General features: G+C 37.1%; 19 protein-coding genes, 2 tRNA genes and 1 other RNA gene. 12 read left to right on the forward strand and 10 right to left on the reverse strand.

Translation table 11 applies throughout. The features are described 5' to 3' along the window. Positions 1 to 67 precede the first annotated feature (67 nt). The gene (locus LIX50_RS01015) at positions 68 to 1225 is read left to right on the forward strand and encodes a chorismate mutase (RefSeq protein WP_048954115.1); all 1158 of its coding nucleotides are present in this window, start codon (positions 68 to 70) and stop codon (positions 1223 to 1225) included. A 122-nt stretch (positions 1226 to 1347) separates the two neighbouring features. Here LIX50_RS01015 and LIX50_RS01020 read toward each other — a convergent pair whose 3' ends face one another. Then, positions 1348 to 2430 (reverse strand): porin, encoded by a 1083-nt coding sequence (locus LIX50_RS01020; RefSeq protein WP_048954114.1) that lies wholly within the window; start codon positions 2428 to 2430, stop codon positions 1348 to 1350. Positions 2431 to 2695: 265 nt separating this feature from the next. Continuing rightward, entirely contained in the window at positions 2696 to 3166 is a 471-nt protein-coding gene (rnhA, locus tag LIX50_RS01025) for a ribonuclease HI (protein ID WP_048954113.1), read from the reverse strand. 60 nt (positions 3167 to 3226) lie between these two features. Here rnhA and dnaQ point away from each other — a divergent pair, with 60 nt between their 5' ends. From dnaQ to LIX50_RS01040, 3 genes are all read left to right on the forward strand, one after another. Next, positions 3227 to 3997: a DNA polymerase III subunit epsilon gene (dnaQ, locus tag LIX50_RS01030; RefSeq protein WP_048954112.1), complete on the forward strand. Its 771-nt coding sequence runs from the start codon at positions 3227 to 3229 to the stop codon at positions 3995 to 3997. 87 nt (positions 3998 to 4084) lie between these two features. After that, positions 4085 to 4161, forward strand: a tRNA-Asp gene (locus tag LIX50_RS01035). Positions 4162 to 4184: 23 nt separating this feature from the next. Next, positions 4185 to 4261: transfer RNA gene (locus LIX50_RS01040), tRNA-Asp, on the forward strand. 133 nt (positions 4262 to 4394) lie between these two features. On the opposite strand, the gene LIX50_RS09570 is transcribed toward LIX50_RS01040, so the two are convergent. Continuing rightward, positions 4395 to 4454, reverse strand: a complete 60-nt coding sequence (locus LIX50_RS09570) for a hypothetical protein (RefSeq protein WP_371316032.1) — start codon at positions 4452 to 4454, stop codon at positions 4395 to 4397. A gap of 225 nt (positions 4455 to 4679) precedes the next feature. Between LIX50_RS09570 and der the strand changes: the two genes are divergently transcribed. Further along, on the forward strand, positions 4680 to 6191 hold the full coding sequence (gene der / locus LIX50_RS01045) for a ribosome biogenesis GTPase Der (protein ID WP_005630139.1): 1512 nt from the start codon (positions 4680 to 4682) through the stop codon (positions 6189 to 6191). Between the two features lie 56 nt (positions 6192 to 6247). Here the strand turns inward: der and hpt are convergent, their stop codons facing one another. Further along, the gene (gene hpt / locus LIX50_RS01050) at positions 6248 to 6787 is read right to left on the reverse strand and encodes a hypoxanthine phosphoribosyltransferase (protein ID WP_048954111.1); all 540 of its coding nucleotides are present in this window, start codon (positions 6785 to 6787) and stop codon (positions 6248 to 6250) included. A gap of 323 nt (positions 6788 to 7110) precedes the next feature. Further along, positions 7111 to 8466 carry a metalloprotease PmbA gene (gene pmbA, locus LIX50_RS01055; RefSeq protein WP_048954110.1) on the reverse strand — a complete coding sequence of 452 codons (1356 nt, stop codon included), beginning with the start codon at positions 8464 to 8466 and terminating at the stop codon, positions 7111 to 7113. Between the two features lie 88 nt (positions 8467 to 8554). Between pmbA and yjgA the strand changes: the two genes are divergently transcribed. The 6 genes from yjgA (at position 8555) to rapZ (ending at position 12374) form a co-directional block, all read left to right on the forward strand. Further along, positions 8555 to 9091, forward strand: a complete 537-nt coding sequence (gene yjgA / locus LIX50_RS01060; protein WP_048954109.1) for a ribosome biogenesis factor YjgA — start codon at positions 8555 to 8557, stop codon at positions 9089 to 9091. A 70-nt stretch (positions 9092 to 9161) separates the two neighbouring features. Then, complete coding sequence (gene lptC, locus LIX50_RS01065; protein WP_048954108.1) at positions 9162 to 9764, forward strand: LPS export ABC transporter periplasmic protein LptC; 603 nt, start codon at positions 9162 to 9164, stop codon at positions 9762 to 9764. After that, positions 9748 to 10266 (forward strand): lipopolysaccharide transport periplasmic protein LptA, encoded by a 519-nt coding sequence (gene lptA, locus LIX50_RS01070; RefSeq protein WP_048954107.1) that lies wholly within the window; start codon positions 9748 to 9750, stop codon positions 10264 to 10266. Before lptC ends, lptA begins: the two co-directional genes overlap by 17 nt. 2 nt (positions 10267 to 10268) lie before the next feature. Further along, positions 10269 to 10994 (forward strand): LPS export ABC transporter ATP-binding protein, encoded by a 726-nt coding sequence (lptB, locus tag LIX50_RS01075; RefSeq protein ID WP_048954106.1) that lies wholly within the window; start codon positions 10269 to 10271, stop codon positions 10992 to 10994. A gap of 2 nt (positions 10995 to 10996) precedes the next feature. Continuing rightward, positions 10997 to 11491, forward strand: coding sequence for a PTS IIA-like nitrogen regulatory protein PtsN (gene ptsN / locus LIX50_RS01080; RefSeq protein ID WP_048954105.1), 495 nt, complete (start codon positions 10997 to 10999; stop codon positions 11489 to 11491). A gap of 22 nt (positions 11492 to 11513) precedes the next feature. Then, entirely contained in the window at positions 11514 to 12374 is an 861-nt protein-coding gene (gene rapZ / locus LIX50_RS01085; RefSeq protein ID WP_048954104.1) for an RNase adapter RapZ, read from the forward strand. A gap of 16 nt (positions 12375 to 12390) precedes the next feature. Here the strand turns inward: rapZ and nrdG are convergent, their stop codons facing one another. Next, positions 12391 to 12858: an anaerobic ribonucleoside-triphosphate reductase-activating protein gene (gene nrdG / locus LIX50_RS01090; RefSeq protein WP_048954103.1), complete on the reverse strand. Its 468-nt coding sequence runs from the start codon at positions 12856 to 12858 to the stop codon at positions 12391 to 12393. A 138-nt stretch (positions 12859 to 12996) separates the two neighbouring features. Between nrdG and ffs the strand changes: the two genes are divergently transcribed. Further along, positions 12997 to 13095, forward strand: an RNA gene (gene ffs / locus LIX50_RS01095) — signal recognition particle sRNA small type. A 20-nt stretch (positions 13096 to 13115) separates the two neighbouring features. Here ffs and cydC read toward each other — a convergent pair. The 4 genes from cydC to LIX50_RS01115 form a co-directional block, all read right to left on the reverse strand. After that, positions 13116 to 14846 (reverse strand): heme ABC transporter ATP-binding protein/permease CydC, encoded by a 1731-nt coding sequence (gene cydC / locus LIX50_RS01100; RefSeq protein WP_048954102.1) that lies wholly within the window; start codon positions 14844 to 14846, stop codon positions 13116 to 13118. Further along, positions 14846 to 16606 (reverse strand): heme ABC transporter permease/ATP-binding protein CydD, encoded by a 1761-nt coding sequence (gene cydD, locus LIX50_RS01105; protein WP_048954101.1) that lies wholly within the window; start codon positions 16604 to 16606, stop codon positions 14846 to 14848. Before cydD ends, cydC begins: the two co-directional genes overlap by 1 nt. 61 nt (positions 16607 to 16667) lie before the next feature. Beyond that, positions 16668 to 17624, reverse strand: a complete 957-nt coding sequence (trxB, locus tag LIX50_RS01110; protein WP_048954100.1) for a thioredoxin-disulfide reductase — start codon at positions 17622 to 17624, stop codon at positions 16668 to 16670. A gap of 109 nt (positions 17625 to 17733) precedes the next feature. After that, on the reverse strand, positions 17734 to 18591 hold the full coding sequence (locus LIX50_RS01115) for a co-chaperone YbbN (protein ID WP_048954099.1): 858 nt from the start codon (positions 18589 to 18591) through the stop codon (positions 17734 to 17736). Positions 18592 to 18597 lie beyond the last annotated feature (6 nt).

Consider the following 18597-nt stretch of genomic DNA (forward strand, 5'->3'; position numbering starts at 1 on the left):
AGTACGCATTTTAATTGTAAAGCGAAAAAGTGCGGTTAATTTCGGGAAGATTTTATAGGAAAACATTATGGCATTAGAATTATCAGAAATTCGGCAACAAATTACACAAATTGATCGTAGTTTGTTGAAGTTGCTGTCAGAACGTCATCGCTTAGCTTTTGATGTTGTAAGAAGCAAAGAAGTCACTCAAAAGGCTTTACGAGATGTTGAGCGTGAACAAGCACTTTTGCAAGAATTGATTCAATTTGCTGAAAATGAGAACTATCAACTTGAGGCTCAATATATCACATCAATTTTTCAAAAAATCATTGAAGATTCAGTATTAACGCAGCAAGTTTACCTACAAAATAAATTAAATGAACAGCGTAGCCAAAATTTACATATTGCATTTTTAGGGAAACGTGGGTCTTATTCTAATCTTGCGGCAAGGAATTATGCGGCACGTTACCAAAAACAATTTATTGAATTAGGCTGTCAATCTTTTGAGCAAGTATTTGAAAAAGTACAAAATGGTGAGGCTGATTTTGGTATCCTTCCTTTAGAAAATACTACTTCGGGTGCGATTAATGAAGTTTATGATTTACTTCAACATACGGAGCTTTCATTAGTGGGAGAGTTGGCTTATCCAATTAAACATTGCGTATTAGTCAATGATATGACAGATTTAAGCCAAATTGATACCTTATATAGCCATCCTCAAGTTATTCAACAATGTAGCCAATTTATTCACAGTCTTGAGCGTGTTCATATTGAATATTGCGAAAGTAGTTCCCATGCGATGCAATTAGTTTCAAGTTTGAATAAACCTAATATTGCGGCATTGGGTAATGAAGACGGTGGAAAATTATATGGTTTGAATGTTCTGAAAACGAATATTGCTAATCAAGAAAATAATATTACACGTTTTATTGTGGTTGCTAAGACACCTCGAGAGGTTTCTTCTCAGATCCCAACAAAAACCCTATTGTTGATGACGACTTCACAACAGGTGGGCTCATTAGTTGATGCTTTATTGGTATTTAAAAAACACCACATTAATATGACAAAATTAGAATCTCGCCCAATCTATGGTAAACCATGGGAAGAAATGTTCTATTTAGAAATTGAGGCGAATATTCATCATCCTGATACGCAACAAGCCTTGGAAGAGCTGAAAAATTATAGTAATTATTTAAAGATTTTAGGGTGCTATCCGAGCGAAATTGTTAAGCCTGTGAAAATATAGGAAAAAGTGCGGTAATAAAATACTATTTTATTACCGCACTTTCGTTATAAATAGATTTTTTATTACATAAAAAAGGCGAATCATTTGATTCGCCTTTTATACAGTAGTTTTTAATCAACTAATTAGAAGTATACACGGATACCTACGCCAATAGCTTTATCTTTAACTTTGCTATCGTCTACGTATTTACCATCTTTGTCATAAGATTTAGTAACTTGATATTTACCTTCTAAGTAGGTTACTACTTGTTTATGAAGTTTATAGTCAATACCTAGTAAGAAACCGTGTTGTTTATCTTTAGAACTATCTGTGTTTTTAACTTGTTCATATTTATAGTTACCATATACTTTACTTAAGTCAGTAATTTGATATTGGAAACCTGGTGATACAAAGAAACGAGTTTCTTTTTTATCGGTATCTTTAAATTTGGTTTTTGCGTAACCACTATCCACAGAAAGAGTTACACCATTGAACTCGTAACCTAAGCTAGCAACAACGCCATCTCTATGTTCTTTAGTTTCTGTATTGCCAGTTTTGTAATTTGTTCTACCAAACACAGTTTTAGCAATTATGCCATCTTTTTCATATAAAGCACCAAATTGGTTTGAGTTTTGAACAGAACCTTCAAGTACTTCATTATTATCTTTGCGTTGTTCTGCAAATTGGTAACCAACCCCTAATTGTAAACCTTCAATACCATAGTAGTCGTAACGAACAACAGATTTTCCTGCTTTTGATACGTAATCATCTGGTTCAATTAGACCGTATGTTTTGTCTTCTGCTGTTACTACGTCATCAACAATAGTTACTTGACGACCAAAAGTTACTTGACCAAATTCTTTGTGGCCTAAACCAACATAAGCACGTTTCGTAGTTAAATTACCAAAACCATCGTTGTCTTTCTTTTTAAGACCTTTTTCATCACCATCAAAACGTACTTCAGTACGTGCTAATGCGTAATAGCCATCACCTAAATCATGACGTACTTTAATTTCAAAACGAGAACCATCATTTTTCAATCCTGAATGAGTATGACGTTTTAAGTTCCCTGATTTATTAATACCATCTTGGTTAGATTTTTCTAAGTTGATACGTAAAGAACCGTTTAATTCAACTTTAGTACCTTCATTATTATAGATTACTGCCGCGTTCGCCGCTGAAGCTGCAAATGCACCAATGATTAATGCTGCAAGTGTTTTTTTCATAATTTGTATTCCTTATGGTTGTTTTACTATCTATGATTGAACTTTTTCCCTATATGGCAGTCCAACCGCCTAAATAGACGTGCAAATCATTCCAAATTCCTTTTTTTGTGTCAATCACTCCTATAGGCTTAATTTCCAAAAATCTGATCAAGATCACATTTTTTATCTATTTTTGTTTATTTTGTATTCAAATGAATGCTTTAGTGATCGTTTGCTTAAGTGAAGTGGTATAAAAATACATCGAAGCTGTGTATTTATTGTGTATTTATATTGAGGTCTCAAAATATCCTTCATCTTCCAATATTGGGTTCTCAGCCCCTTTTTTGGCTAATTCATCACAGATTTCATTTTCACGATGTCCTGCATGGCCTTTTACCCATTGCCAATTGATTTGATGATGTTGAATGGCTTCGTTCAGCGCTTGCCATAAATCTTGATTTTTTACAGGCTTGCCTTGACTTGATTTCCAATTATTTTTTTTCCAATTGAAAATCCATTTTGTGATCCCGTTTTTCATATATTGGCTATCACTGTAAAGTGTGATTTGGCAGGGCTCTTTTAAAATATTCAATGCTTCAATGACAGCACGAAGTTCCATACGATTATTTGTAGTTTTGAAGTAGCCTTTGGAAATGGTTTTTTCATGTTGCTTATAGCGTAAGACAATGCCAATTCCTCCCGGGCCAGGATTGCCCAAGCAGGAGCCGTCAGTAAAAATTTCAATCTGTTTTTGCATAACAAAAGGGTTGTTGTGTAAAATGGCCCTCATTTTAAAGGAAAGAAATAGGTTGAACAAATGGTTAATCCAAATCGCCAAATTGTACTGGATACCGAGACAACGGGGATGAATCAATTAGGGGCGCATTATGAAGGACATTGTATTATTGAAATTGGTGCGGTAGAAATGATTAATCGTCGTTATACTGGCAATAATTTTCACTTTTATATTAAGCCTGATCGTCCTGTTGATCCTGAAGCAATTAAAATTCATGGCATTACAGATGAAATGTTGGCAGATAAACCCTCATTTAATGAGATTGCACAGCCATTTTTGGATTATATTAAAGGCGCAGAATTATTGATTCATAATGCGCCCTTCGATGTGGGGTTTATGGATTATGAGTTTCGTAAGTTGAATCTTAATGTGAAAACTGATGAAATTTGCTTAGTTACAGATACGCTACAGATGGCGCGTCAAATGTATCCAGGCAAGCGTAATAGCTTAGATGCACTTTGTGACCGTTTGAATATTGATAATAGTAAACGTACGCTACACGGGGCGTTGCTAGATGCTGAAATTTTAGCTGATGTTTATTTGGCAATGACAGGCGGCCAAACTAGTTTGTTTGATGAAAATGATGTGAATGAATCACATTTTATTCGAACCATGTCAGGTAATAAAAATGCAGCTTTACGAAGTGCGGTGAATATTTCGCATAATTTGAAAGTATTACAACCGAGTGAAGATGAATTATTGGCGCATTTAGAATTTATTAAAATGATTAATAAAAAAAGCGGTGATAATTGTTTATGGGATAAACGTTTAGACAAAGAGGTTATTCACTAATCGTTTAGGATTTAATCATACAATAAAAAAATCATAAAAAAAGATTGACGAGATTTATGTTCGTCATTATGATACGCACCACTTAGCGGAGTGGTAGTTCAGCTGGTTAGAATACCTGCCTGTCACGCAGGGGGTCGCGGGTTCGAGTCCCGTCCATTCCGCCAATTTAAAATTAATATCTTATCTCGGAGTGGTAGTTCAGCTGGTTAGAATACCTGCCTGTCACGCAGGGGGTCGCGGGTTCGAGTCCCGTCCATTCCGCCAATTAAGATAAATAAAGATAGCACCTAACGGTGCTTTTTTTGTATCTGAAATTTGCTTCATCCTTGACAAAAATAAAGTAATCTTTTAAGATTTGAAGAACTAGGGAGCTGCTACTCCCTAGTATGTCGTGTTATTAGTAAGTCGGTAAACTCACTAATAATAGTAGTACGACAAGGATAATGACTTTAATCATTTTCTTATCCTCTTCAAACGTTGCGAAAAAGCGCAACACTCGCTTTCAAGGTGATGACTTGAAAGCGACATTATTATAACGTTAGGTTATAGATAAATAAACAGTGTTTAGAAAGCCATAGGATTGTATCCTGTGGCTTTTTATTTTCTTTATGAAATCATTTTTTACCAATCCTTTAACTTCCGATATAATGGCCGCCATTTTTGACAAAATAAGAGATTTTTTATGGCAACTCCAGTTGTGGCCCTTGTTGGTCGCCCGAATGTGGGAAAATCCACATTATTTAATCGCCTTACTCGTACACGAGATGCGTTAGTCGCTGATTTTCCTGGTTTAACTCGTGATAGAAAATACGGCCATGCTCATATTGCTGGTTATGAGTTTATTGTTATTGATACTGGCGGTATTGATGGAACCGAAGAGGGCGTAGAAGAAAAAATGGCGGAGCAATCTTTGCTTGCTATTGATGAAGCCGATATTGTTCTTTTCCTTGTGGATGCTAGAGCGGGTTTAACTGCAGCGGATATTGGTATCGCTAATTACTTACGTCAACGTCAAAACAAAACGACGATTGTGGTGGCAAATAAAACCGATGGTATCGATGCGGATTCTCATTGTGCTGAATTTTATCAGTTAGGTTTAGGAGAAATTGAGCAAATCGCAGCCTCACAAGGCCGTGGTGTCACTCAGTTAATGGAACAAGTACTTGCGCCTTTTGCGGAGCAAATGGAAAACTCCGATGAAAATGACCGCACTTCTGAGGAAGAACAAGACGAATGGGAACAAGAATTCGATTTTGATTCAGAAGAAGATACGGCATTGCTTGATGAGGCGTTAGAAGAATCAGAAGAAGAGCAAGATAAAAATATTAAGATTGCCATTGTTGGTCGTCCAAACGTGGGTAAATCCACTTTAACCAATCGTATTTTAGGTGAAGATCGTGTGGTGGTTTACGATATGCCAGGCACGACACGCGATAGTATTTATATTCCAATGGAGCGTGATGGGCAGCAATATACGTTGATTGATACGGCGGGTGTGCGTAAGCGCGGTAAGGTGCATTTGGCTGTTGAAAAATTCTCCGTGATAAAAACCTTGCAAGCGATTCAGGATGCTAATGTTGTATTACTGACTATTGATGCGAGAGAAAACATTTCTGATCAGGATTTATCTTTGCTCGGCTTTATTTTAAATGCAGGTCGTTCTTTAGTGATCGTTGTGAATAAATGGGATGGTTTAGATCAAGATGTGAAAGACCGCGTTAAATCTGAGCTTGATCGTCGTTTAGATTTTATTGATTTTGCTCGCGTGCATTTTATTTCCGCATTGCACGGAAGTGGTGTGGGTAATCTTTTTGATTCGATTAAAGAAGCGTATGCTTGTGCGACTCAAAAAATGACGACCTCGCTTTTAACTCGTATTTTGCAAATGGCAACGGATGAACACCAACCACCGATGATTGGCGGTCGTCGAATTAAATTAAAATATGCTCACCCAGGCGGTTATAATCCGCCGATTATAGTGGTTCACGGTAACCAAATGGATAAATTACCGGATTCTTATAAACGTTATTTATCTAATTATTATCGTAAGAGTTTGAAAATTATTGGCTCGCCAATTCGTCTTCTTTTCCAAGAAGGTTCGAATCCATTTGCGGGGCGTAAAAATAAACTTACCCCGAACCAATTGCGTAAGCGTAAACGTTTGATGAAGTTTATTAAGAAAGCGAAACGTTAAAAAATAAGTGCGGTCAAAATTCATTATAAATTTTGACCGCACTTGCTTGATGAGCATTATTCTTCTAAAACCACTTTGCCAATATAGCCTAAATTACGGTGACGTTGTGCATAATCGATACCATATCCCACCACAAATTCATCCGGAATTTCAAAACCTATCCATTCTACCAGCACTTCAACCTCGCGACGAGAGGGTTTATCAAGCAAGGTACAGATAGCAAGACTTGCAGGATCACGTAAATTCAAAATATCACGTACTTTTTCAAGTGTGTAACCCGTGTCAATAATATCTTCTACGATTAATACGTGTTTACCTTTAATATCGCCATCAAGATCTTTTGTGATACGCACATCATGATTTGTTGTCATCCCTGTTCCATAACTGGAAGTAGTCATAAACTCAATTTCTATAGGTAAATGAATGTGGCGTACAATATCAGCCATAAACATAAATGAGCCACGTAAAAGTCCGATAACAACAAGGTTATTGACTTGTTTTTCTTGATAATGTTTTGTTATTTCGGCCCCAAGCTCTGCAATACGAGAGTGAACATCGCTTTCTGCAATTAAAACATCAACATGGTGTTTTTTCATAAAATGTCCTTGTGAATTTAAAAGGAATGTAATCGTTTGCTATTCTACAAAAAAATTGATCGTTATGCCATGTGTATCAGAATTTCTCGCTGAGTGTTATTCCATATTTCAATATAAATAACTTGGATTCTTTTAAGATAGATTTAGAGATGGAAGATGAAATATAAAAAAGGCTGAAGATTAATCTTCAGCCTTTTGAACCCTAACGAATTTACTTTCTACTCTACCTGTTGGAGCAACCTGCAATCGCTTAACAGATGGTGGGTATCTTATCAGAATTTTAACCTCTGTCAATAAGAATAATTATCAATATTAAATATTTTTTAGTTTCCAGAAATTTTCAGCTTTTCTAATAAAATTGAGCCAGTTTGTATGTTTGAACGATGTTCTATATCATCTGATACGGCAACAATGTTTTTCAACATATCCTGTAATTGACCTGCAATTGTAATTTCAGCGACAGGGTATTGAATTTCACCGTTTTCAATCCAGAATCCTGATGCACCTCGAGAATAATCACCTGTCACAAGGTTTACTCCTTGTCCCATAACATCCGTTACTAATAGACCTCTGTCCATTTTATGTAAGAGTGCGGTTAATCCTCCGGTTAAATTTGGTTGGATAAGCCAATTGTGAATCCCACCAGCATGACCTGTGCTTGGCATTCCGAGTTTTTTTCCACTGTAACTGGTCAATAAATAGGTTTTTAATATACCATTCTCAATAATTTCACGATTTTGTGTGCGGACTCCTTCACTATCAAAAGGCGTTGAAGCCAGTGCACGTAATAAATGGGGGCGTTCGCTAATATTAAACCATTCAGGTAAGATGGATGTTCCTAGTCGATCAAGTAAAAAACTTGATTTTCGGTATAAACTACCGCCACTTATTGATGCCGCTAAATGCGAAATAATACTAGTTGCAACATCATTTAAAAAAATGACGGGTACTTCACATGTATTAAGCTTTTGTGGATTTAGGCGTGAAACTACTTTTCTCGCACAAGTTTCACCGACCCTAGTCGGTGATTGAAGTCGATCAAACTCACGGGAAATTGTATATTCGTAGTCATTTTCTAATGCACCTTCTACACCCCCAATGACTGAGCAAGATAATGAATAGCGACTGGATAAATAGCTTTGTAACATACCGTAGGTATTACCATATACTTTTACACCCGTGTGAGAATTAAAGCTTGCACCATTGCTATTTACGATTCGTTTATCTGCTTCAAGAGCAGATTTTTCTGTACGGAGAGCAAGTTCTGTTGCTTTTTCTACATCAATATTAGCAGGATGGTAAAGTGCTAAGTCAGGCGCATCAAAGGCCATTAATTGCTCATCAGCAAGTCCTGTACAATCATCGGGTGATGTATATTTTGCGATAGAAAGTGCCGCTTCTACAGTATTTTTAATGGCATTTTCACTTAAATCAGAGGTAGAAGCATTACCTTTTTGTTGTCCCAAATAAACGGAAATACCTAGTGCGCCATCATTGGTAAATTCCACATTTTCAATATCCTGCAATCGTGTTGAAACAGATAAGCCGCTTACTTTGGTTACAGCCACCTCTGCACTGGCTCCAGCTTTTTGGGCTAATTCAACTGCAAAACTAACAGCGTGACGTAATTCTTGCTCCTGCGCTTTTAAAAGTGCGGTTTGATTTTCGGGTGCTTTCATTGTTTTTTCCTGTTAAAAATTTGCAACATTTTATCTTATTTTCAAAGTTTATGGTAAAATGCGCCCCAATTTTTATAAAGGACAAAAAATGGCGAAACGTAAGAAAAAAGAAGCTTTTGATTGGGAAGATGAGGCGCAAGAAGAAATTATTTGGGTAAGTAAAAGTGAAATTAAGCGAGATGCGGAAGATTTAAAGCAACTTGGCGAAAAAATTGTGAATTTAACCAAAGCAAATTTAGCTAAAATTCCCCTTGATGAATCTTTGCTTGATGCCATTGAGCTTGCCCAGCGTTTACAAAAAGAGGCTCGCCGTCGTCAATTGCAATATATTGGAAAATTATTTCGTGGTATTGATGTTGCCCCAATTCGTGAAGCGTTAGATAAAATCGAAAATAAGCATAATCAGCAGCAAGCGATGTTACATAAAATTGAAAAAATTCGTGATGAGTTGATCGAAAATGGTGATATAGCATTGACGAATTTATTAAATAATTATCCAGAAGCTGATCGCCAGAAATTACGTAATTTGATTCGTTCTGCACAGAAAGAGCGGGAACAAAATAAACCTTCAAAAGCATATCGAGATATTTATCAAATGCTGAAATCATTGATGCTGGAAGATTAGCTTTGTGAGCACTTAATCAAGTGCTATCAATATTTTTAACCGCACTTATCCAGATAATAAAGTAGAAAAAATGAATATTCGTTGGAATGTAATTTTAAGTATTATTGCTTTTGGTTTACTAGGTTGGTTTTATTCACTGAATCGGGATGCACCTGATTTATCAAATTTGGTGAAAAAGCCAGATAGCCCCGATTATATTGGCAATAAAATGGAAACAACAGTGTTTTCACCAGAAGGGAAAAAACAATATGTTTCTCTTGCGGATAATGTGAAACATTATACTGTAGATGGACATACTGATTTTGAGATGCCATTAGTCTATTTATTCGATGTTAATTCATCTAATACTAGTCAAGCAAAGGATGTTGCTCATGCTTTGGCATCACAGAGTTGGAAATTGAGTGCTAAAAAAGCCAAGCTCACAAAAGATGAAATGCTGTATTTAGAGGGAGATGTTGTGGCGGAAAGTTTGGAACCAACTTCTCATTTGCAGCGTGTAGAAACTCAGATGGCAATTGTCAATTTGAAAACACAGGATATGACATCAGACTCAATGGTCAAGATTAATGGACAAAATTTTAGTTCAACAGGATTAAAAATGGTTGGCAATTTACGTCAACAAGTTGCTACTTTAAAAGAACAGGTGAAAACATATTATGAAGTTCGTAAATAATAAAATATTTTTACTCACAACGTTAATGATGACATCCATATCGGCTTTTGCGCTTAAAGATGATACCAATCAACCGATTAATATCGTTTCGGATAATCAAGCGTTGGATATGGAAAAGAGTGTAGTGACTTTTACGGATAATGTTGTGATAACTCAAGGGTCGATTTTAATTAAAGCAAGTAAGGTTGTGATTACACGTCCACCAGAAAACTCAGGTAAAAAAGAAACTGTTGATGCTTTTGGTAGCCCTGTTACATTTCATCAATTACTTGACGATGGGAAACCTGTTGATGGGAAGGCTAATAAGGTGCACTATGATCTTGGTACGGAGTTTTTAACATTGACAGGTAATGCTGAGTTGAAACAATTAGATAGTAAAATTAATGGTGAACTTATCACTTATGATGTGAAGAAACAGCAACTTAGAGCCAATGGTGGTGCGAAATCACGAGTGACTACTGTGTTAATTCCGTCTCAATTACAAAAAGCGAAAGGGAAGTAATCATGTCAGTTTTGATTGCTGAGAATTTAGCGAAAAGCTATAAAAGCCGTAAAGTGGTATCTGATGTTAGTCTTCAAGTTAATTCAAATGAAATTGTGGGATTACTTGGGCCGAATGGTGCGGGAAAAACGACGACTTTTTACATGGTGGTGGGACTCGTTCGCCAAGATCAAGGTAAGATTGTGATTGATGGTGAGGATATTAGTTTACTTCCAATGCATAATCGCGCCCAGCGAGGTATTGGGTATTTACCCCAAGAGGCGTCTATTTTTCGTCGTTTAACCGTCTATGAAAATTTGATGGCTATTTTAGAAATTCGTAAAGATTTAACCGCTGAGCAACGCCGTGAAAGAGCGGATGAATTAATCGAAGAATTTAATATTAGTCATATTAGAGATAGTCTCGGCCAATCTTTATCTGGTGGGGAACGTCGTCGTGTAGAAATTGCTCGAGCATTAGCCGCTAATCCTAAATTTATTTTATTAGATGAACCTTTTGCTGGTGTTGACCCTATTTCAGTATCTGATATTAAGAAAATTATTACTGATTTACGTAATCGCGGATTAGGTGTGCTAATTACTGATCATAATGTACGTGAAACTTTAGATGTGTGTGAACGCGCTTATATTGTTGGAGAAGGTAAAATTATTGCGACAGGTACGCCTGAGGCTGTTATGAATGATGAGCATGTTAAACGTGTTTATCTTGGTGATCAGTTTAAGTTATAAAGATGAACGTTACCGAGTTATTAAGCCCTGAGAATATTCGTCAGGGGGTAAGTTTTTCCAGTAAAAAACGATTATTTGAATCTATTGCGCATTTTGTCATTGAGCAAGTTAATGATGAGAAAGGTGAACAAGTTTGTTTGGAATGTCTTTTTGAACGGGAAAAATTAGGTAATTCAGGTTTAGGAAATGGTATCGCCATGCCTAAAGCTAAAATTCCTGTAACATTATCAGACAAAGCAATAGCTGTATTTATGCAATTAGATACACCGATTGATTACGATTCATCAGATGGTAAATTTGTTGATCTTGTATTTGCGGTATTGGTACCTGAAAATCAGTGCGCAACCTATATGCCAATTTTATCTTTCTTAACTGAAAGACTAACGGATAAAAATCTTTTGAAGCAGTTACGTTCAGCAAAAAGTGCAGAGGAAATTTGGCAGGTTTTTGAAATTTCAGATAGCTCAGAAAATATCTCTTTTGAGAATAATGAATAAGAAATAAAGAGTGGGAGGGCATATGGATATTATCATTATTAGCGGACGTTCTGGTGCGGGAAAGTCTGTGGCACTACGCGCTTTGGAGGATATGGGCTATTATTGTGTGGATAATATCCCTTTTGATTTACTACCTCAATTAACTCAGATTCTTTCTCAGTCACAATCTTCAGTAGCGATTAGTCTAGATATTCGTAATATTCCAAATTCTGCGACGACGTTAGAGCAAACACTTTCAACATTACAAAATCATCATCAGGTTAGGATTATTTTCTTAGAGGCGGATCGCAGTACGTTGATTCGTCGATATAGTGATTCTCGGCGTTTACACCCACTTTCTGTTCAAGATCTGTCCCTTGAAGTTGCGATTGATGCAGAATATCAATATTTAGAGCCACTAATCCAACATGCTAATTTCATTCTTGATACGACACATCTTTCGACACATACGCTTGCAGAAAAATTACGAGAGTTTATTTGTGGGTATGGCGAAAAAGAACTTAAAATTATTATAGAATCTTTTGGGTTTAAATATGGTATTCCGCTTGATGCAGATTATGTTTTTGATGTGCGATTCTTACCCAATCCACATTGGGATCCGGCACTTCGCCCAATGACAGGATTAGATGCGCCTGTGGCGGCATTTTTAAATAGTCATACAGAAGTGAATGAATTTATTTATCTTACACGAAATTATATAGAAACATGGTTGCCGCTTTTAGAAAAAAATAATAGAAGTTACTTAACTATTGCTATTGGATGCACTGGTGGGAAACATCGCTCTGTTTATATAGCACAACAACTTGGAGAATATTTTCAGGCAAAAGGAAAAATAGTGCAGATTCAGCATAAATCTTTAGAGCGAAATAAAAAGACGCAATAATGGCGTATCGGTAATATTATAGTTTAAATCGATGAATAACCTGATTTGCTGAACCCCGCCAAACTAAACTTGGGTCAGCCTGTTCTTGAATAAATTTCCCATCAATTAACACATCAATATAAGGCAACATAGCACGTTGTTGTTCGTCTAGTTCATCCAGCTTATAACCCGTCCAAACCCAAATGTCTTTATCGGGACATTCTCGTTTTACGCGTTGCACAAATGGCAATAATGTTTCTACGTTGAGGGGATGAAGTGGATCGCCACCTGAAAGCGTCAACCCTTGGCGTTTAATGCGAGTGTCTTTTAAATCATTAATAATTTGTTGTTCCATCGCTTCATCAAATAATACACCTGCTGAAAATGACCAGCTTTTTTGGTTGTAGCAACCTTTACAACCATGGGTACAGCCACTGACAAATAAAGTACAACGTGTACCTTCGCCATTAATGACATCAGTGGGATAGTATTGAAGATAGTTCATATTATTAAACTCCTGGAATATGGTGTAAATTCTCAGCAAATTAACCGCACTTTTGTAATTAAAGAGAATTAATCTTTGCAATAATATGGTAATTCTTGCATAATAGTCCGCAGTCGCTCTGCGATATCAATGGAAACCTTCTCGGTCTCTCGCAACGGTGTCTGGTTTACTCGGTCAGGTCCGGAAGGAAGCAGCCAAAGTCGGAATTACTGTGTGCCGAGAAGAAGCTGGGAAGGTTTCCGCCCAACTTCCTTTTCTTATACCCTCTCAATCAATCTTTTAAAGAAACCATTTTCTTTTTTGATTAAGCTATTGTAATCTCCTTCTTCGATTAATCTTCCGTTATCAATTACACAAATTTTATCGAATTGTTCAATTGAACTTAGACGGTGAGTGACCATAATTAGGGTTTTATTTTCGGCATGTTGCAGAATTAAACGTAAAATTTGACGTTCAGTTTCGCGATCTAAGCCTTCTGTCGGTTCATCCAATAATAAAATTGGCGCATTATTGAGTAAAATACGTGCTAAACCTAAACGGCGTTGTTCCCCACCAGAAAGAGGACGACCACCATCACCAAGCCAAAGATTTAAACCTTTTCCTTCTTGCTCAAGTAATTTGCTTAAACCAACTTGATGTAGCACTTCAATCATTTTTTCATCAGAAATTTTATCCGCACTTGCAAATTGTAAATTTTGACGAAGTGTATCGCTGAATACGTGAACACGTTGAGTTAAAAAACAAATTTGGCGGCGTAATGTCTCTTCTGAATAGGCTGAAATTGGTTTTTCTGCTAATAAAAGCTTACCTTGATTCGCATCATAATTGCGCACTAAAAGTTGAAGGAGTGAAGATTTCCCACTTCCAGTTTTGCCTAAAATAGCAATTTTTTGGCTTTGTTCTAAATCTAATGTAAGATTTTTTAATACAAGCGTTTCTTGCCCTGGATAGGAAAAACTTAAATCCTTCGTAGAAATCAACCGCACTTTTGTTTCAAATTCCTCATTACCATTAAACTTAACAAGCGGTTTTTGCTCAATGATTTCGGTTACACGCTCTGCTGCAGCAATCACTTGACCTATATGTAAAAATGCAGCACCCAATGGCATGATGATCTCAAAGGCGGCAAGCGCAGCAAAAGTGAACAGTGCAATATAAGCCGTGCGGTATTCATCTGTGCCAAAATCGGCGTTACTTGCAAACCATAGCATGCCAGAAATCAACAAACCATTTAGAAACAGAACAAGCGCGGTAGAAAATCCACTTAATTTTGCTTCTTTGGCTTGATCTTCCTGCCATGTTTTTTCTGTGGCTGTCATTTTCTCTTTTAATTTATCTTCTGCATTAAATAATAAAAGCTCGGCTTGTGCTTGGATAAATTCTAAAAACTGGGTTCGATAGGTCGCGCGTGCTTGGATTAAGAGTTCGCCAAATTCCTGACCTAGTCGATAGAAAACAGTTGGGATAATTATTAATAAAATTAACAAAAATAAGCCTAAACCAAGTGCGAGTGGAATATTGACAAAGCTAAGTCCAATCGTCATGGCAATGATTACAAATGCAGCAGTGAAAAATGGCGCAAGTAAACGTAAATAGAGGCTATCAAGTGTATCCACATCGGATACTAAACGATTTAACAAATCGCTGTTACGATAACGATTTAATACCCCTGGGCTTAAAGGAATGATTTTTTCAAATACTTGTACGCGTAATTTTGACAAAATTCGGAATGTTGCATCATGCGTCACTATTTTTTCAAAATAGCGCATGACGGTTCGTCCGATAGCTAAACCTCGCACACTGGCTGAAGGGTAGAAAAAGTTAAATAGAGTGCCTAGTCCTGCAATGGCTGTAGCGGCTAAAAACCAGCCTGAAACGGTAAGTAAGCTCATGCTGGATCCTAATCCTAAAATCATCAGCACCAAGCCTAAAATAAGAGGAAATTTGGCGAATTTAAATAAACGTATAAACGGAAGTAATGTGCGCATTATTGGATATCCTGTTTTCGTTGTGCAAGAAGTTCTCCAAAGAAACCTTCATTTTGTAATTCAGCAAAAATCCCCTGTTGGACAATTTCGCCCTGCTGCATGACAAAAATTTGATCACATTGTTTTAAATCTTCAATGCGGTGTGTAATCATTAATGTTGTTTGGTAGCAACTCATTTCATTTAATGCTTGAAGGACGAGACTTTCAGATTGGGCATCGAGACTGGCTGTTGGCTCATCAAGTAATAGTAGGCTACCTTTGCGTAATAATGCACGTGCAATAGCAAGACGTTGCGCTTGTCCCACAGAAACGCCTAATCCTCCATCTTTAATTTCATAATCTAAACCGAGTTTATCTATAAATTCGGTGGCTTGGGCTTGGATTAAAGCATGGTGAATTTTCTCATCGCTTGTTTGAATATCACCAAGCAGAAGATTTTCTTTAATTGTGCCTTGTAATAACAATGGATTTTGTCCTACCCAGGCAATATGTTTGCGCCAGTCAGCTAGATTGCTTTCGCGAAGTTCTTGTCCATTAATTTTGAGAGAACCCTCATAAGGTAAAAAGCCTAAAATTACATTCATTAATGAGGTTTTCCCTGCGCCACTTTGTCCTACAAGCGCAACATTGTGATTTGCTGGAATTTGGAAATTTAACGGCTTGGTTAATGCTGAACCCTGTGTCGAAAGTACCACTAAATTTTCGGCAGAAATTTCAACCGCACTTTCCAAAGAAATTGTTTTTTCATTTTGATGAACGGTTAAATAATCGGATTCTAAGAAATCAACAATGGCATCTGCGGCACCAATACCCGCTGCGCGGTCGTGGTAATAAGCGCCCAGATCGCGTAAGGGTTGATAAAATTCAGGTGCAAGAATTAAACAAAAGAAACCTGTGAAAAGTGTAAGTGGGGTGTTATAGGTACCAAATTCAATTTGACCTAAGTGGCTAAAACCAAAATAGACCGCCATGAGGGCAATGGAAATAGAGGTAAAAAATTCTAATACAGCAGAAGAGAGAAAAGCGAGTTTTAGCACATCCATTGTGGTTTCACGGAAATCTTCAGTGGCATTTTCAATATGCGCTGTTTGTTCAGAAGTGCGGTTAAAAAGACGTAAGGTTTCCAAACCGCGTAAGCGATCTAAAAATTGGGCGCTGAGGCGAGAAAGGGTATCCATATTTTTTTGGCTACTGTCTGCTGCAGCGATACCAACAAGGATCATAAAGACGGGAACAAGTGGCGAGGTGATCATTAAAATTAAACCTGCAGCCCAGTTCAATGGAAAGACAGCAATTAAGATCACAAGGGGAACAATGACTGAAAGACTTTGCTGTGGCAGAAAACGGGCATAGAAATTATGTAGGTTTTCTACTTGTTCTAGCATGAGGCTTGCCCAGCTTCCCGCTGGTTTTTGGTTAATTGTGGCAGGTCCCACGAGATGAATTTTATCGAGAATCTTTTGGCGAATATGACGACGTAATATTTTGCCACTCTGAAATCCAATTTTTTCTCGTATCCATAAAATGACAGCGCGCAATCCAAAACAAGCAATTAATCCAATAAAATAAGGAATGAGTTCATCACGAGGCACATTTTGCATAATCAGTTTATCGAGCAAAGTCGCAAGAAAATAAGTTTGCGCGACTAAAATGAGTGTAGAAAGCGTAGCTAAGACAATGTTTGCGCGCATTAATTTTTTGATAGGTTCTTGTTGTGCGCGAAGCCATTTTTGTAAATATTTTTGGCGAAGTTTGTTCATAGTTTTATCGTGATATAGAAAAAGTTCCCCTCTTTTAAAAGAGGGGAATTAGTTAGAGAATTTATACCTCTTGAGAATCTAAATAGCGTTCTGCATCCAAGGCTGCCATACAACCAGTTCCCGCAGAGGTAATGGCTTGGCGATAATTGTGATCCATTACATCGCCTGCTGCGAATACGCCTTCCACAGAAGTAGCTGTTGCATTTCCTTCAAGACCAGATTTTACAACGATATAGCCATTATTCAATTCTAATTGTCCTTGGAAAATATCCGTATTTGGCGAGTGACCAATCGCCACGAATAAACCATCTAATTTGAGTTCTTCTTTCTCCCCAGTTTTTGTGTTGGCTAAACGTAATCCGGTTACTCCCATGTTGTCACCCAACACTTCATCTAAAGTGCGGTCGGTATGAAGAACGATTTTTCCTTCTTCTACTTTTTTGTATAAACGGTCGATAAGGATTTTTTCCGCACGGAAGTTATCGCGACGGTGGATTAAATGCACTGTACTTGCAATATTGGCTAAGTAAAGCGCTTCTTCTACCGCAGTATTTCCACCACCAATTACACCGACTGGTTTATTACGATAAAAGAAACCATCACAGGTTGCACAAGCAGAAACGCCACGGCCTTTGTAGTTTTCTTCTGACGGTAAGCCAATATAGCGTGCAGAGGCGCCTGTTGCGATAATTAACGCATCACAAGTAAAATTTTGCACATCGCCAAAAAGTTTGAATGGACGAGAGGATAAATCGACGCGATTGATATGATCGAAGACGATTTCTGTTTCAAATTTTTCTGCATGTTGCAACATACGTTGCATTAAACCTGAACCAGTAGTCATCTCAAAATCACCTGGCCAGTTTTCGATTTCATCTGTTGTGGTAAGCTGGCCGCCTTGTTGCAAACCCGTTACCAATACTGGTTTTAAGTTTGCACGTGCTGCATAAATGGCAGCTGTATAACCAGCAGGGCCTGAGCCTAAAATTAAAAGTTTTGCGTGTTTGATATCTGACATAAAGAATCCTTGTTTTTTGTAAAGAGAGAATTAATTGAATTTAAGTTTATTCTGATGATTGCTATGTATGAAACTGTTCCATACAGCTTATCAATTATAAACCTTTCGATTAATAGAGCAGTGAATAAAGCAATCGGCGAAACTTATTTGTTAATGGATCAGCATTGCCCATTGCACTTAAAATGGATAAAAATTGTTGTTTCACTTCACCATTCTGTGCCCCTAAATCTGTTTTTAAAATGCCGAAAAGTAATGTCAGCGCTTCTTCATTTCGTCCAGCTTGATGAAGTTGTATAGCAAGTTTTATTGCAATTTCAGCTGTTGGGTTTTTAGCATAATCGGTCTGTAATTGTTGGATTTCAGGTGTATCGGCTGCTTGAATTTGTAGCTCAATTTGTGCTTGTAATCCGTGCCAACGACTATCTCGATCTTGCAATGGAATTTGTTTTAGAATTTCCTGTGCTGGCTCCGTTTTTTTCATTGCAATATAGGTTTCAGCGTAGAGTAGGGCGACATCACTATTTTTCTTATCTGAAAGTTCCCATGCGTCTTTCAATAATGGCAATGCAGCCTCATAATTTTCTACTTGCAAGAAATCTAATGCTTGTTGGAATTTTAAATCTTCCTCTTTAGGTAAAATAATGCTTAATCGTTGGATTAATGAAGATTTATCAAGCGCACCTGGAAATGCATCTAATGCCTGTGCTTCTTTAAACAAATACGTGGTTGGCAATGCTTGGATACGGAATTGTGCAGCAATCATTTGCTCTTTTTCACAATTTACTTTTCCAAGAACAAATTGTCCTTGATATTGTTCTGCAACTTGCTCAAGTAGTGCCAAAAAATCCGCCGATTCTTTATGTGTTGGTGCGTAAAAATTGATGACAAGTGGTTTTTCTAAGGATTGTTGCAGTATTTCAGTAAGATTTTGTTCGTTGATGTCAACGATAAAAGGAAAATCAGCCATGTTTTA

This window comes from Haemophilus sp. Marseille-P9675 (assembly GCF_916862695.1).
GTDB lineage: Bacteria > Pseudomonadota > Gammaproteobacteria > Enterobacterales > Pasteurellaceae > Haemophilus > Haemophilus haemolyticus_K.